This is a genomic window from Streptomyces sp. P17, assembly GCF_032436805.1.
Lineage (GTDB): Bacteria > Actinomycetota > Actinomycetes > Streptomycetales > Streptomycetaceae > Streptomyces.
This window is the reverse complement of sequence record NZ_JAVRBF010000028.1, coordinates 31,270-46,555: the sequence shown is the minus strand read 5'-3', so window position 1 is coordinate 46,555 and position 15,286 is coordinate 31,270. Positions and strand designations below refer to the sequence as shown.

The 15,286-nt window shown below is 71.6% G+C and carries 10 protein-coding genes and 4 pseudogenes; 10 read left to right on the top strand and 4 right to left on the bottom strand.

The genetic code is table 11. The features are described from left to right. The first annotated feature begins 70 nt into the window (after window positions 1–70). Window positions 71–715 (top strand): class F sortase, encoded by a 645-nt coding sequence (locus RMT89_RS19560; RefSeq protein ID WP_315885023.1) that lies wholly within the window; start codon window positions 71–73, stop codon window positions 713–715. Here RMT89_RS19560 and RMT89_RS19555 read toward each other — a convergent pair. Continuing rightward, a complete protein-coding gene (locus RMT89_RS19555) occupies window positions 653–1,042 on the bottom strand; it encodes a helix-turn-helix domain-containing protein (protein ID WP_315885022.1) in 390 nt (129 codons plus the stop codon). The two genes, RMT89_RS19560 and RMT89_RS19555, sit on opposite strands and share 63 nt — an antisense overlap. Window positions 1,043–1,200: 158 nt before the next feature. Between RMT89_RS19555 and RMT89_RS19550 the strand changes: the two are divergent. Next, window positions 1,201–1,362 (top strand): annotated as a pseudogene (locus RMT89_RS19550) (NAD(P)-binding domain-containing protein); the annotation flags it as partial. Here RMT89_RS19550 and RMT89_RS19545 read toward each other — a convergent pair. Continuing rightward, window positions 1,362–1,829: pseudogene (locus RMT89_RS19545) on the bottom strand (TSUP family transporter); the annotation flags it as partial. The pseudogenes RMT89_RS19550 and RMT89_RS19545 overlap by 1 nt on opposite strands. 210 nt (window positions 1,830–2,039) lie before the next feature. Between RMT89_RS19545 and RMT89_RS19540 the strand changes: the two are divergent. The 6 genes and pseudogenes from RMT89_RS19540 (at window position 2,040) to RMT89_RS19515 (ending at window position 7,341) form a co-directional block, all read left to right on the top strand. Continuing rightward, window positions 2,040–3,254 (top strand): FAD-dependent oxidoreductase, encoded by a 1,215-nt coding sequence (locus RMT89_RS19540; RefSeq protein WP_315885021.1) that lies wholly within the window; start codon window positions 2,040–2,042, stop codon window positions 3,252–3,254. Next, window positions 3,254–5,848, top strand: a complete 2,595-nt coding sequence (nirB, locus tag RMT89_RS19535; protein ID WP_315885020.1) for a nitrite reductase large subunit NirB — start codon at window positions 3,254–3,256, stop codon at window positions 5,846–5,848. Before RMT89_RS19540 ends, nirB begins: the two co-directional genes overlap by 1 nt. After that, window positions 5,845–6,204 (top strand): nitrite reductase small subunit NirD, encoded by a 360-nt coding sequence (gene nirD, locus RMT89_RS19530; RefSeq protein ID WP_315885019.1) that lies wholly within the window; start codon window positions 5,845–5,847, stop codon window positions 6,202–6,204. Before nirB ends, nirD begins: the two co-directional genes overlap by 4 nt. Continuing rightward, window positions 6,198–6,590, top strand: a pseudogene (locus tag RMT89_RS19525) (sensor histidine kinase); the annotation flags it as partial. The gene nirD and the pseudogene RMT89_RS19525, both read left to right, overlap by 7 nt. Window positions 6,591–6,615: 25 nt before the next feature. Then, window positions 6,616–6,807 (top strand): annotated as a pseudogene (locus tag RMT89_RS19520) (translocation protein TolB); the annotation flags it as partial. 135 nt (window positions 6,808–6,942) lie between these two features. Continuing rightward, on the top strand, window positions 6,943–7,341 hold the full coding sequence (locus RMT89_RS19515; protein WP_315885018.1) for an excalibur calcium-binding domain-containing protein: 399 nt from the start codon (window positions 6,943–6,945) through the stop codon (window positions 7,339–7,341). Window positions 7,342–7,456: 115 nt separating this feature from the next. On the opposite strand, the gene ppdK is transcribed toward RMT89_RS19515, so the two are convergent. Together ppdK and RMT89_RS19505 are read right to left on the bottom strand one after the other, a co-directional pair. After that, window positions 7,457–10,162 (bottom strand): pyruvate, phosphate dikinase, encoded by a 2,706-nt coding sequence (gene ppdK / locus RMT89_RS19510; RefSeq protein ID WP_315885017.1) that lies wholly within the window; start codon window positions 10,160–10,162, stop codon window positions 7,457–7,459. 405 nt (window positions 10,163–10,567) lie between these two features. Continuing rightward, window positions 10,568–11,764 (bottom strand): ROK family protein, encoded by a 1,197-nt coding sequence (locus RMT89_RS19505; protein ID WP_315885016.1) that lies wholly within the window; start codon window positions 11,762–11,764, stop codon window positions 10,568–10,570. A gap of 120 nt (window positions 11,765–11,884) precedes the next feature. Between RMT89_RS19505 and RMT89_RS19500 the strand changes: the two genes are divergently transcribed. After that, the gene (locus RMT89_RS19500; protein ID WP_315885015.1) at window positions 11,885–13,330 is read left to right on the top strand and encodes an MGH1-like glycoside hydrolase domain-containing protein; all 1,446 of its coding nucleotides are present in this window, start codon (window positions 11,885–11,887) and stop codon (window positions 13,328–13,330) included. After that, the gene (locus tag RMT89_RS19495; protein ID WP_315885014.1) at window positions 13,327–15,264 is read left to right on the top strand and encodes a glycogen debranching N-terminal domain-containing protein; all 1,938 of its coding nucleotides are present in this window, start codon (window positions 13,327–13,329) and stop codon (window positions 15,262–15,264) included. The genes RMT89_RS19500 and RMT89_RS19495 overlap by 4 nt, the downstream gene beginning before the upstream one ends. Window positions 15,265–15,286 lie beyond the last annotated feature (22 nt).

Sequence of the window (15,286 nt, the reverse complement as noted above, 5' to 3'; positions counted from 1 at the left end):
CAGGGTCCGTCGCAGGCCCGACGCCCCTCAACAGCTCCGAGGGGGAACACGGTCCGTCCAGGAGGCTCGGATGCGCAGTTCCAGCAATGCCGCGCGCAGGTACGGCAACACCGCGATAGCGGCGGTCACCGTGGTCGCCCTGTGCTGCGGGGCCTGGCTGCTGGGCAGTGGCGCCGAAGGGGACGCCCCGCCGCAGCCGTCCGCCGCCCAGGCGCACGCCGACCCCGCCGACCGGCAGCCGGCCGCCGCGCCCGCGCTGCCGCCGTCACCGCCCGACCGCGTGCGCATCCCGTCGATCCGGGTGAACGCCCCCTTGATGGGCCTCGGTCTCACCCCGTCCGGCAGCCTCGACGTCCCGCCCCCCGAGCGCGAGAACCTCGCCGGCTGGTACGAGGCCGGGACGACACCCGGTGGGCAGGGCACCGCGATCGTCGCGGGCCATGTCGACAACGCCGAGGGCCCCGCCGTCTTCTACCGTCTCGGCGCCCTGAAGAAGGGCAGCACGGTCGAGGTGGACCGGCGCGACGGCTCCACGGCCGTCTTCACGGTCGACTCCGTCGAGGTCTACGACGCCCGGGACTTCCCCGACGAGAAGGTCTACGGAGCGGCCCGCCGCCCCGAGCTGCGGGTGATCACCTGCGGTGGCGGCTACTCACGCGCCACGGGCTATCAGGGCAACGTCGTCGTCTTCGCGCACCTCACCGGCAGCCGCTGACGCCCCCAGGACGCTCCGCTTCCCCCATGCGCCCAGCGGCTCCAGGGCGGTGTTGAGACTCACGCCCTTCAAAGTCAGCGAGTACGCCACGCGCGGCGGCACCTCGTCGTACTCCTCGCGGTGCACGATCCCGCCCGCCTCCAGCTCCCGCAGATGCCCGGCGAGCACCTTCTCCGTCACCCCGGGCAGCTCGCGGCGCAGCTCCCCGAACCGGTGCGGCCGCACCGCGAGCGCCCACAGGATCAGCACCTTCCACTTGCCGCCGATCACATCCGTCGCCGCGTCGACCCCGCAGACGTACGAGCCCGGCCGTCGCCCCGTCGCCATGTCGCTCCCCCTGCCTCGATGCTTTCCCGGAGGTAGGCGCCCACTCCAAAGTACGTACTTGAGCAGGCCGTTCACCCTCTACGAGGCTAAACCCCACGACTGACAACGCCTCTTCCCCGGCCCCGCGCACCCCCCTCACCCTGCTCGGCACCGGCGCCATGGGCACCGCCCTGGCCCGTGCCTGGCTCACCGCCGGACATCCGGTGACCGTCTGGAACCGCACCTCCGCCCGCGCCGGGGCCCTCGCCGCCGAGGGAGCCACGATCGCCGCCGGCGCCGCGCAAGCCGTGGCCGCCAACCGCCTCGTGATCGCCTGCCTGTCGTAGAAGCCGATGCCGATGCCCGCGAGGCCGATCGCGGTGAGGATCTGGCGGCGGGTCGCCGGTCCTGGCGCCGGGGCGGTGCCGAAGGCGGGGCGCAGGATCACGAAGGCGGCGACCGCGAGCAGCACCACCATGATCACCGGCTTGAGGACCTCGGTGCTCATCCCGGCCGCGAGAAACGCCCCGCCGGCCGATCCGGCGAGTGCCGCGAGCCCGATGCGGACAGCCGTGCGGACGTCGACCGGGGCCTTGCGGGCATACGTCACCGCCGCGCCCGACGTGCCGACGATCGCGACCGCCTTGTTGGTGCCGAGAGCGCAGGCGGCGGGGGTGTTCGACGGGAGGCCCAGCAGGAGCGCCGGGAGCAGCAGGAGCCCGCCGCCGCCGACCACGGCGTCGATCCAGCCGGCCGCGAGGGCCGCGAGGCAGAGGACGACGATCATGGTCAGCGATATGTCGGGCATGATCGGGACCTTGGGGACGGGATACATGCCACGTCCATGTACCTGAGGGGTTTCTGAGGTTCCGCGCGGGCCGCGCCCCGTCCTCACAGCCCACCCCCACCGGGCTCGGGGAACCCTCACACCCCTCCCCCGGCCCCGCTGAGGGCAGCGTTCCTCGTGGGAAACAGACGTGATGCTGCCGGGTAACACCCGCACCGCACGCTCAATGGCATGACCTCGAATACGCGTGTGGTGGTGATCGGCGCCGGCCTCGCGGGCGTACGGCTCGCCCGGCGGCTCGGTGAGCTCGGCACGCCCGCGCTGCTGATCGGCGAGGAGGAGCACCGGCCCTACAACCGGGTCCTGCTCGCCGAGGTGCTGGCCGGGCGGTACGCCCCCGAGGTGATCGCGCTGCCCACCCCGGCCGGACTGCTGCGGACCCGGGTCACCGGCATCGACCGGGAGGGACGCACCGTCGAGTGCGCGGACGGCTCCGAGATCTCATACGACACGCTGGTCCTGGCCACCGGATCCAACCCGGTGCTGCCGCCGCTGCGTGGCCTGTTCACCGCGGACCATGTGCTGCCCGAGGGCGTGCACGCGTTCCGGACCATGGACGACTGCCTGGGCCTGTCCAAGGCGGTACGGCCGGGGGTGCGCGCGGTCGTCATCGGCGGCGGCCTGCTCGGCGTCTCCGCGGCCCGTGCGCTCGCCGTGCGCGGCGCCCAGGTGATGCTCGCCCAGCAGTCCGAGCGGCTCATGGAGCGCCAGCTCGACCCGGGCGCCTCCAAGCTGGTGCTGCGGCATCTGAAGGACCTCGGCGTCGAGGTGCACACCGAGTGCCGGGTGCGCGACGTGCGCTGCGTCGGCGGCGCGGTCCGCTCGGTGGAGATGGCCGACGGCTACGCCCTCGACGCCGACCTCGTGGTGCTGGCCTGCGGGGTCCACCCGCGCGCCGGTCTCGCCAAGGAGGCCGGGCTCGCCGTCCACAAGGGCATCCTCGTCGACGACGAACTGCGCACCTCCGACCCGCACATCCGGGCCATCGGCGACTGCGCCCAGCACGACGGCACGCTCTACGGCCTCGCCACCCCTGCGCTCGAACAGGCCGACGCGCTCGCCGAGCTGCTCGCCGGGGACACCACCGCCCGCTACACCGGCACCCGGGCCCTGACCCGGCTGACGCTGCACGGCAACACCGCCTTCGACCTCGCCGCGTTCGGCGAGACCGAGGCGCTCCCGGGCGACGACGTCGTCCAGCTCACCGACGCCACCCGAGGCACCTACCGCAAGGTCGTCGTCCGCGACGACCGCGTGGTCGGCGGGGTGCTCGTCGGTGAACTCGGCACCGTCGGCGCGCTCGCCCGCGCCTGGGAGGGAGCAGAGCCGCTCCCCACGGACGGCGCCCCCCTGCTCCACCTGCTCACCAACGACGGAGGCTCCTGATGACCGCCACCCCGGGGGCCACCCCCACGATCGTGCTCGTCGGCCACGGCATGGTCGGCCAGCGCTTCCTCGAAGCCCTCGCCGAGCGCGGCATGACCGCCGCCCACCGCGTGGTCGTGCTGTGCGAGGAGCCGCGTCCCGCGTACGACCGCGTCGCGCTCACCTCGTACTTCTCGGGCAAGACGCCCGAGGAACTGTCCATGACGGACATGGAGTTCATCGAGAAGCACTCGATCGAGCTGTACGTCGGCGACCCCGCGGTCACCGTCGACCGCGAGGCGAGGAAGGTCACGGCCAGGTCGGGCCAGGTCTTCGACTACGACATCCTCGTCCTGGCCACCGGCTCCTTCCCGTTCGTGCCGCCGGTGCCCAACAAGGACGCCAAGGGCTGCTTCGTCTACCGCACCATCGAGGACCTGCTCGCCATCGAGGAGTACGCCAAGACCCGTGCGACCGGTGCCGTGGTCGGCGGCGGTCTGCTCGGACTTGAGGCGGCCGGTGCGCTCAAGGGCCTCGGACTGACCTCCCACATCGTCGAGTTCGCGCCCCGGCTGATGCCGGTGCAGGTCGACGAGGGCGGCGGCGCGGCGCTGCTGCGGACCATCGAGGACATGGGCCTGAGCGTCCACACGGGCGTCGGCACCCAGGAGATCGTCGTCGACGAAGAGGGCGCCGTCACCGGTATGAAGCTCTCCGACGGCTCCGAACTCGCCACCGACCTGGTCGTGTTCAGCGCCGGTGTCCGTCCCCGCGACCAGCTGGCCCGCGACTGCGGTCTGGCGGTCGGCGAGCGCGGTGGCATCGCGGTCGACGAGCAGTGCCGCACGGTGAACGACCCGCACGTGTTCGCGATCGGCGAGTGCGCGCTGGCCGCCGACGGCCGGGTGTACGGCCTGGTCGCGCCCGGCTACGAGCAGGCCGAGACGGCCGCCGCCACGATCGCCGCCGACGAAGCCGCGTTCACCGGCGCCGACCTGTCCACCAAGCTGAAGCTGCTCGGCGTGGACGTCGCCTCCTTCGGCGACGCGCACGGCGCCACCGAGGACTGCCTGGACGTCGTCTACTCCGACTCCCGCGCGGGCCTGTACAAGAAGCTGGTCATCGGCCGTGACGGCACCCTCCTCGGCGGCATCCTGGTCGGCGACGCGGAGGCGTACGGCACCCTGCGCGCCTTCACCGGCTCGGTCCCGCCGGTCTCCCCCGAGTCGCTGGTGCTGCCGGCCGGCGCGGGCGCCCCGGCTCAGCTCGGCCCCTCCGCCCTCCCCGACGACGCGATCATCTGCTCCTGCCACAACGTCTCCAAGGGCACCATCCGCGGCGCGGTCACCGACCACCAGTGCACGACCGTGCCCGAGGTGAAGAAGTGCACCAAGGCCGGTACCGGCTGCGGCAGTTGCGTCAAGGTGCTCGGCCAACTTGTCACGGCCGAGCTGGAGGCGTCCGGCGTCGAGGTCGACAAGGGCCTGTGCGGCTGCTTCTCGCAGACGCGTGAGGAGCTCTACGAGATCGTCCTCGCCCTGCGCATCAACAAGTACCAGGACCTGCTGGACCGTTACGGCCGCGACGGCGCCCGGGGCGGCGACGGCTGCGAGATCTGCAAGCCCGCGGTGGCCTCGATCATCGCCTCCCTCGCCCCGACCATCGGCGCCGAGGGCTATGTCCTCGACGGCGAGCAGGCGGCGCTCCAGGACACCAACGACCACTTCCTCGCCAACCTCCAGAAGAACGGCTCGTACTCGGTCGTCCCTCGCATCCCCGGCGGTGAGATCACCCCGGAGAAGCTGATCGTGATCGGCGAGATCGCCCGCGACTTCGGGCTGTACACAAAGATCACCGGCGGCCAGCGCATCGACATGTTCGGCGCGCGGGTCGAGCAACTCCCGCTGATCTGGACGCGGTTGGTGGACGCGGGCTTCGAGTCCGGCCACGCCTACGGCAAGTCGCTGCGCACGGTGAAGTCCTGCGTCGGCCAGACCTGGTGCCGCTACGGCGTCCAGGACTCCGTCAAGATGGCGATCGACCTGGAGCTGCGCTACCGAGGGCTCAGGTCGCCCCACAAGCTCAAGTCGGCGGTCTCCGGCTGCCAGCGCGAGTGCGCCGAGGCCCAGTCCAAGGACTTCGGCGTGATCGCCACCGCCAACGGCTGGAACCTCTACGTCGGCGGCAACGGCGGCGCCACCCCGCGCCACGCGGACCTGCTCGCCCAGGACCTCTCCGACGCCGAACTGATCAGCCTGATCGACCGGTTCCTGATGTTCTACATCCGCACCGCCGACCGCCTGGAGCGCACCGCGACCTGGCTGGAGCGGATCCCGGGCGGCCTCGACCATGTGCGGGACGTGGTGGTGGAGGACTCACTCGGCATCTGCGAGGAGCTGGAGTCCCTGATGGCGGCCCATGTCGACCACTACCGCGACGAGTGGGCCGAGACCATCAACGACCCCGAGAAGCTGGCCCGGTTCGTGTCCTTCGTGAACGCCCCGGACACCCCCGACCCGGTCGTCGGCTTCGTCCCGGAGCGCGACCAGATCAAGCCCGACCTGCCGCTGCTGTCCATCGGCCGCCGCCCCCTGGAAGGAAGCGCCCAGCGATGACCCTGGCACCCGAGACGACGGACCTCAAGGTCCAGCTCCAGCTGGACTCCCAAGAGGGCGAGTGGTTCACGGTCTGCGACCTGAGCCGGCTGCTCCCCGGCCGCGGAGTGGCGGCCCTGCTGCCGGACGGCAGCCAGGTGGCCCTCTTCCGCGACCGCTCCGGCACGCTCTACGCCATCGACAACCGTGACCCCTTCAGCGGGGCCGCCGTCCTCTCCCGCGGTCTGACCGGCAGCCACCAGGGCCGCCCGTTCGTGGCCTCCCCGCTGCTGAAGCAGCGCTTCGACCTCGCCTCCGGGCAGTGCCTGGACGACGAGTCGGTGCGGGTGGCGACGTACGCGGTCCGCGCGGCCTGACTACGGCACAGGGCCGGCCGGAGCACTCCGGCCGGGCCCTCGGCGTTCCCGTCGCACAGGGTTTCCGGCCACGCCCCGGCGCGCGTCCGCCCGCCGGCTGTCGGGCAGTGCGCCGGCCGGCCGAGGCGTTCAACCGCACCGCGGCCCGCCTCGCGCACCTCCTGGCCTCCCGGCACGCGTTCGCGGGCGAGGCCTCGCACCAGCTCAAGACCCCGCCGACGGCGCTGCGGCTACGGCTGGAGAACCTGGAGCCGAGCGTGTCCGCGCGCGGCCGGGGCAGCCTCGCCGCCGCCGTGACCGAGACCGACCGGCTGGCCCGGATGGTCGAGGGACTGCTGGCGATGGCGCGTCTTGAGGAGGACGCGGCCACCCCCGGCCCGGTCGACGGCCACGAACAGGTCGCCGGAGGAGGAGATCTGCGTCATCACCCCGGACGACGTCATCGCCCCCTTCCTCCGCATCGACGGCCAGTCCGGCTCGGAGATCACCGGACCGGCCTTCTCCCCCGACGGCCGGCGCCTGTACTTCTCCAGCCGGCGCGGGACGGCGGGCAGCTCGTCGGGCGGCATCACCTACGAGGTGACGGGGCCGTTCCGGGCCTAGCCTCCGGGGCCGGGTGGTAGCGGAGAGCTACCGTCCGGTCACGTCACGCTTGCATCACGGGTCCGTCGAACCGCCGCGTCCCCACGCGCCCCTCAATACCGTCAACGCCCTTCCGCACGAACCGAGGGGGGTTCCATGAACCTGTTCCGCACCTCCACCGCCCTGGCCTTAGCCGCACTCTCCCTGGCCGTCGTACCGGGCACCGCCCAGGCCCACGAGGGCGACCACCCGTTCGCGAACTGCACCGAGGCGTACGACAACGGCTACGCCAACATCGCCGAGGGCGACGAGCACTACGGCGGCCACCTGGACCGCGACAAGGACGGCATCGGCTGCGACCAGCCACCCGCGGACTTCGAACCGGCCGAGGACACGGCGGACGACGCCACCGACGACACCACCGACGACACCGACCTCGCCGCCACGGGCGGCAACAGCACCACCCCGTACCTCGCCGGAGGCGGCGCGGTCGTACTGCTCGCCGGGGGCGGCCTGTTGATAGCCGTACGGCGGCGGCGTACGACTCAGGAATAGACAACCCGAAGGGGCGGCACCCCCGCACGGGTGCCGCCCCTCTCTCGCGTTCCGGAGCCGCCGTGGATCGGTACTGAGGGTCGGGGACCCACGACGGCTCCGGAGTCTGTGGAGGTCAGCGGTGGTCGCTGCCCTCCGACTGGGTGGCCGCGCGGCCCGCTTCGAGGCGGGCGACCGGGATGCGGAACGGGGAGCAGGAGACGTAGTCCAGACCCACCTCGTGGAAGAAGTGGACCGACTCCGGGTCACCGCCGTGCTCACCGCAGACGCCGAGCTTCAGGTCGGGACGCGTCTCGCGGCCGGCCTTCGCGGCGGCGGCCACCAGGGAGCCCACGCCGTCCTTGTCGATCGTCTCGAAGGGGCTGACGCCGAAGATGCCCTTCTCCAGGTAGGCCGTGAAGAACGAGGCCTCCACGTCGTCCCGGCTGAAGCCCCACACCGTCTGGGTGAGGTCGTTCGTGCCGAAGGAGAAGAACTCCGCCGCCTCCGCGATCTGACCGGCGGTCAGCGCGGCGCGCGGCAGCTCGATCATCGTGCCGATGGCCAGCTTGAGCGAGGTACCCGTGGCCGACTCGACCTCCGCGACGACCTGGTCGGCCTCCTCACGGACGATCTCCAGCTCCTGGACCGTGCCCACGAGCGGGATCATGATCTCGGCGCGCGGGTCGCCCTTGGCGTTCTTGCGCTCGGCCGCGGCCTCGGCGATGGCGCGTACCTGCATCGTGAACAGGCCGGGGATGACCAGGCCCAGGCGTACGCCGCGCAGGCCCAGCATCGGGTTCTGCTCGTGCAGCCGGTGCACCGCCTGCAGCAGGCGCAGCTCGTTCTCGTGCGGCTCCTGACGGGACTCCGCGAGGGCGACCCGGACCGACAGCTCGGTGATGTCGGGCAGGAACTCGTGCAGCGGCGGGTCGAGCAGCCGGATCGTCACCGGCAGCCCGTCCATCGCCTCGAACAGCTCGACGAAGTCCTTCTTCTGGAGCGGCAGCAGCTCCTTCAGGGAGTCCTCGCGCTCGGCCTCGGTGTCCGCCAGGATCAGCCGCTCCACCAGCTCACGCCGGTCGCCGAGGAACATGTGCTCCGTACGGCACAGACCGATGCCCTGCGCGCCGAAGCGACGGGCGCGCAGCGCGTCCTCGGCGTTGTCGGCGTTGGCCCGCACCCGCAGCCGGCGCTTGCGGTCCGCGAACGCCATGATGCGGTGCACGGCCTCGACCAGCTCGTCGGCGTCGTCGGCACCGGCGTGCATCCGGCCCTCGAAGTACTCCACGACCGGCGACGGCACGACCGGGACCTCGCCCAGGTAGACCTTGCCGCTGGAGCCGTCGATGGAGATCAGGTCGCCTTCCTCGACGACATGCCCGCCCGGCACCGTCATCCGGCGCCGCTTGGTGTCGACCTCCAGCTCCTCGGCGCCGCAGACACAGGTCTTGCCCATGCCGCGGGCGACCACGGCCGCGTGCGAGGTCTTGCCGCCGCGCGAGGTCAGGATGCCCTCGGCCGCGATCATGCCGTCCAGGTCGTCGGGGTTGGTCTCCCGGCGGACCAGGATGACCTTCTCGCCCGAACGCGACCACTTCACCGCGGTGTACGAGTCGAAGACCGCCTTGCCGACCGCCGCACCCGGCGAGGCCGCGATGCCCCGGCCGACCTGCTCGGTCTTCGCGTCCTCGTCGAACTTCGGGAACATCAGCTGCGCGAGCTGGGCGCCGTTGACGCGCTGCAGCGCCTCGGTCTCGTCGATGAGGCCCTGGTCCACCAGCTGCGTGGCGATACGGAAGGCAGCGCCCGCCGTCCGCTTGCCGACGCGCGTCTGGAGCATCCAGAGCTGGCCGCGCTCGATGGTGAACTCGATGTCGCAGAGATCCTTGTAGTGGTTCTCCAGGGTCTCCATGATCTGCATCAGCTGGTCGTACGACTTCTTGTCGATCGTCTCCAGCTCCGCCAGCGGGACCGTGTTGCGGATACCCGCCACCACGTCCTCGCCCTGGGCGTTCTGCAGGTAGTCGCCGTAGACGCCCTGGTGGCCGGAGGCCGGGTCGCGCGTGAAGGCGACACCGGTACCGGAGTCCGGTCCGAGGTTGCCGAACACCATCGAACAGATGTTGACGGCCGTACCCAGGTCCCCGGGGATCCGCTCCTGACGGCGGTACAGCTTGGCGCGGTCGCCGTTCCAGGAGTCGAAGACCGCCTTGATGGCGAGGTCCATCTGCTCGCGCGGGTCCTGCGGGAAGTCCCGGCCCGCCTCGGCCTTGACGATCTTCTTGAACTTGGTGACGAGCTTCTTGAGGTCGGCCGCCTCCAGCTCGGTGTCGACGGTGACCTTCTTGGCCGCCTTCGCCGCGTCCAGCGCGTCCTCGAAGAGCTCGCCGTCGACGCCGAGGACGGTCTTGCCGAACATCTGGATGAGGCGCCGGTAGGAGTCCCAGGCGAAGCGGTCGTCGCCGGCCTGCTTGGCGAGGCCCTGCACCGACTTGTCGGAGAGGCCGATGTTCAGAACCGTGTCCATCATGCCGGGCATGGAGAACTTGGCACCGGAGCGGACCGACACAAGGAGGGGGTTGTCGGCCTGGCCGAGCTTCTTGCCCATCTTGGCCTCAAGGGCGTCGAGGTGCGCACTCACCTCGTCACGCAGTGCCGTCGGCTCCTCGCCACTGTCCAGGTAGACCTTGCAGGCCTCCGTGGTGATGGTGAAGCCGGGCGGGACTGGAAGGCCCAGATTGGTCATCTCGGCGAGGTTCGCACCTTTACCGCCCAGAAGGTCCTTGAGCTCCTTGTTGCCCTCGGTGAAGTCGTAAACGAACTTTTTGTTTTCCGACACGGGTCCCAACTCCTCAAGGACTCGGTGGCTGCCCTGACGGCGAGGAACATACCCAGATCGAAGGCGCCTGGGTACGTCCACTTGTGCGTCATGCGCCTGTAACCAGTCGTCCGCCACCGGATCGAAAGTCAAAGCTTGGCAAGAAAGCACGCCGCCATGTGTTCACTTCTTGAACGAATCCACTCCCGTAGACCCGATAAAGCGCTCAAACGAGCAGCCATCGGCACGCCTGATTTCGATCGATGAACGATCAAGGGGTGGCACCGAGTGCCACCCCTTGGAGAAGTGCAGCAGCCCATGATTCGCTCATCTGAGCGCAACCCTTATCAAGGGTGGCGAGAATCACGCTGCCACAGGCGCCGGAATTTCACCATGCGGACGCGTCTTGGGACGGAAACGCGCTGCTTACACACCGAGCGCCAGCAGGCGCTCCTCGACCCGCTCCGGGGCGTACAGATGCTCCACGACCAGCGCCCCCGCCCCCACCAGACCGGCCCGCTCCCCCAGCCGCGAGGTGACGACCTCCAGATGAGCGGTGGAGCGCGGTAGCGCCCGCTGGTAGAGCAGCTCTCGAACGCCGGTCAGGAACGGCGTCCCCGCCAGATCGCCCGCGATCATCAGCACGCCCGGGTTGAGGAGTGTCACCACGGTCGCGAGGACGTCCCCGACCTGCCGCCCGGCCTCCCGGGCAAGGCCGACCGCCTCCGGATGCCCGGCCGCCAGCAGCTCCCGCACATCCGATCCCGAGGCCGCCCGCACCCCCGCCTCGGCCAGCCGCCGGGCCACGGCACCGCCGCTCGCGACGGCGGCGAGACAGCCGTAGGACCCGCACCGGCACAGGGCGTCCGCGCCCACCCGGATATGTCCGAGGTCCCCCGCGCCGCCGTCGACGCCCCGGAAGAGCGAGCCGTCCACGACGACGCCCGCGCCAATGCCGGTCGACACCTTGACCAGCACGAACGCCGAGCAGCCCGGGTATCCGGTGCGCTGTTCGCCGTACGCCATGAGGTTGGCGTCGTTGTCCACCAGGACCGGCACCCGGGGCGCTCCGGTGTGCTCGGTGAAGGACCGGGCGAGGCGGCCCCTTGTGTCGTAGCCGTCCCAGCCCGGCATGATCGGCGGCTGGACGACCCGGCCGCTCTCGCGGTCGACGGGGCCGGGTACGGCGAGCCCGATGCCGCAGACCTCGTCGGCCTCGTGTCCGGCCTTGACCAGCAGTTCGGCGAACCAGCGGCCCAGTTCGCCGAGGACCTTCTCCGGGCCGTCCTCGACGACGAGCGTGCCGCCGTGTTCGGCGAGGATCTCGCCGGTCAGCGACAGGACGGCGGCGCGGGCGTGCCGGGTGTCGAGGTCGGCGGCGAGGACGACGGCGTGGGCGTCGTCGAACTCCAGGGTGATCGAGGGGCGTCCGCCCAGCGGGGAGTCGACCGGGCCGCCGGCGCCCTCACGCAGCCAGCCCGCGCGGAACAGCCGGTCCAGGCGCTGCCCCACGGTGGCCCGGGAGAGCCCGGTGACCTGTTGCAGGGCGCCGCGCGTCGTGGCCCGGCCGGTGCGGACCAGTTCGAGCAGATCGCCGGCGCTGACCTGAACCCGACCAGTCATGCGCACCCCCTTGTGTTTCCCAAGCTTGCATTACATATTGAGTTTTGCGTGTTAAATAGACGTAACCCTACGGTAGCTACTGCCGAACCGATCAGCCGAGTTGTCTCCGGGGAGTCCCGAGTGGATCGCACCGCCGAGCTCGTCGCCCGCCCCGCGGAGCGGACCATTGCATACGATCCGGCCGTCCGGGCGTCCGCCCTGCATGCCAGGGCCGCCCGGGTGCTGGAGGCCAACTGGACAGGCGCGTCCACGGTCCCCTCGCGCGGGCTGTATCCGCACCAGTGGTCCTGGGACTCGGCGTTCATCGCGATCGGTCTGAGGCACCTGTCGCCGTTACGGGCCCAGACGGAGCTGGAGACGCTGCTGGACGCCCAGTGGAGCGACGGGCGGATCCCGCACATCGTCTTCAACCCCTCCGTTCCGCTCGACGCCTACTTCCCGAGCCCCGACTTCTGGCGCTCCTCGACCGCGGGGCGCGCTGCGGGCGCCCCGCGCACCGTACAGACGTCCGGGATCGTGCAGCCACCGGTGCACGCCCTGGCCGCCTGGCTGGTGCACCGCGCCGACCCCGGCCTGTCCCGCGGGCGGGGCTTCCTGGCCCGGGTCTACCCGAAGCTGGCGGCCTGGCACCGCTATCTCCTGCACCGGCGGGACCTGGGCGGCGGCGGCCTCGCGTCCGTCGTCCACCCGTGGGAACAGGGTATGGACAACAGCCCCTGCTGGGACGCCCCGCTGGCCCGCGTCGTCCCCGCCCCGGCCCGCTCCTTCCGCCGCGCCGACCTCGACCACGGCGCCCCTGAGGACCGGCCGACCGATCTGGACTACGGGCGGTATGTGCGGCTGGCGACGGACTACCGGGACGGCGGTTACGCCGACGGACAGGGCAGCTTCGCCGTCGAGGACCCGGCGTTCAACGCCTTGCTCATCGCCTCCGAACACGCCCTGGCCCGTATCGCCCGCGAGCTGGGAGCGACCGGCACCGCCCGCCACGCGCGCGCGGAGCGCCTGACGACCGCCCTGCTGGACCGCCTGTGGGACCCGGAGCGCGGGATGTTCCTCTGCCGGGATGTGCGCGGCGGAAACCTGATCCCGGAGCGATCGGTCTCCGGCCTCGTCCCGCTCCTGCTCCCCACGCTCCCGAGGGAGATCGCCGAGACCCTCGTCCGCACCGCCCGCGGACCGCACTTCTCGCTCGGCGACACGACCCGCCTCCTCCCGAGCTACGACCTGCTCGGCGAGGCCTTCGACCCGCACCGCTACTGGCGGGGCCCGGCCTGGTTCAACACCGCCTGGCTGATGGAGCGCGGACTGCGCACCCACGGCGAGCGCCAACTCGCCGACGCGCTACGGCAATCGGTACTGAAGCTGGCCGACAGCTCCGGATTCGCGGAGTACGTCGACCCGTACACCGGCGAGGCCTGCGGCACCGCCGACTTCGGCTGGACGGCCGCGCTCGCGCTGGACCTGCTGCACGACGAGCCCGCATGGGACACATACGGCGTCACCTACGGCGCTGCTCTCAGCGCCTTCGGCGCCAAGGAAGTCAAGGGAGGGGACCGGGGATGACGGACCGGCATCATCTGCTCGTACTCGGGGAGACGTTCGCCGCCGTGGGGGACGGCGGGGACATCAGCGGTGTCCGGGGCGTCGGCTCGCCGGACGGACTGTTCGTCCGGGACGCCCGCCACCTCAGCCGCTGGCAACTGACGCTGGACGGCGCGGTACCGGAGGCCCTGACCCCGGTGGCCGACGGCGACACGGCCCGCTGCGTCCTGGTCCCCCGAGGGGGCCGCCAGGAGCCCCCCGCGTACACGCTCTTCCGCGAACAGGCCGTGGGGGCGGGCTCCTTCGTCGAGGCCTTACGCGTCACCAGCAACCTCCCGACGCCCACCACGGTCCGCCTCGCGATCACCGCGGACGCCGACTTCACCGACCAGTTCGAGCTGCGCTCCGACCACCGCACCTACACCAAGACCGGCGCCACCCGCTCCCGCCAAGTCCTCGAACACGGCGTGGAGTTCACCTACCAGCGAGGCGAATGGCGCTCGTGCACGACGGTGACGGCCGAGCCGGCGCCGGAGGCGGTGGAGGAAACCGGAACGGGCGCGAGGCGCCTGGTCTGGACCCTGGACCTGGAGCCGCACGGCACGGCGGAGCTGGCCCTACGGGTCATGGCCCGCCCGCACGGAGACAGGCGGGCGCTGCGAGTACCGCGCTCCCCGGCCACCCTCAACGAACAACTGCTCGCCCTGGAAGGCGAGTTCGTGGAGGGCGTGTCCTTCCCGACGGGCTGGCCGGAACTGGCGGCGGCCTGCGCCCGGGGCCTGGCGGACCTGGCCGCGCTCCAGATCCCGGCAACCGGCCTGGACGGCGAGGAGGTCCGGGTACCCGCGGCGGGAGCCCCCTGGTTCCTGACCCTCCTGGGCAGGGACGCCCTGCTCACCTCCCTCTTCGCCCTCCCCTACCGCCCGAGCCTGGCGGCGGCCACACTCCCCGCGCTGGCCGCGACACAGGCCAAGGAGACGGGCACGGCCTCGGTGGCCCAGCCCGGCAAGATCGTGCACGAGGTCCGGCACGGCGAGCTGGCCCACTTCGGCCAGGTGCCGTACGGCCGCTACTACGGCTCGGTGGACGCGACGCCGTTGTTCCTGGTCCTTCTGGGCGCGTATGTGGAACAGACCGGGGACGTCTCCCTGGCCCGCCGCCTGGAGCGGCACGCCCGGGCCGCCGTCGCCTGGATGCTGGACCACGGCGGCCTGACCTCCCGCGGCTATCTGGTCTACCGAGCCGACCGGGGCGGCCTCGCCAACCAGAACTGGAAGGACTCCCCCGGCGCGATCTGCTGGTCCGACGGCGCCAAGGCGAGCGGCCCGGTGATGGCGGCGGGCGCGCAGGGCTACGCGTACGACGCGCTGCGCCGCACGGCGGGGCTGTCGCGCACGGTATGGGGGGACGAGACGTACGCGGCGCTCCTGGAGCAGGCAGCCGGAGACCTCCGGGACCGCTTCCAACGGGACTTCTGGATGCCGGAGCGCTCCTTCCCCGCGCTGGCGCTGGACGGCGAGGGCCGCCAGGTGGACGCGCTGGCCTCGGACGCCGGGCATCTGCTCTGGTCGGGCCTGCTGGACAAGGAGTACGGCGAACTGGTGGGCCGCCGTCTGCTGGAGCCGGACTTCTTCTCGGGCTGGGGCGTACGCACGGTGGCCGCGGGCCAGCCCGCGTACCACCCCCTCTCCTACCACCGGGGCTCGGTCTGGCCGCACGACAACGCCCTGATCACCCTGGGCCTGTCCCGCTACGGCCTCCACGACGAGGCCCGAACGGTGGCCCACGCCCTGGTGGACGCGGCAACGACAACAGGCCACCGCCTGCCGGAGGTTCTGGCGGGTTACGGCCGGGACACCCACCCGGAACCGGTCCCCTACCCCCACGCCTGCGTACGCGAGTCCCGCTCGGCGACGGCACCACTGGCGCTGCTGACGGCGGTGGGCGGGGCGTGAAGGAGTAGTTGGGCGGGCGTTT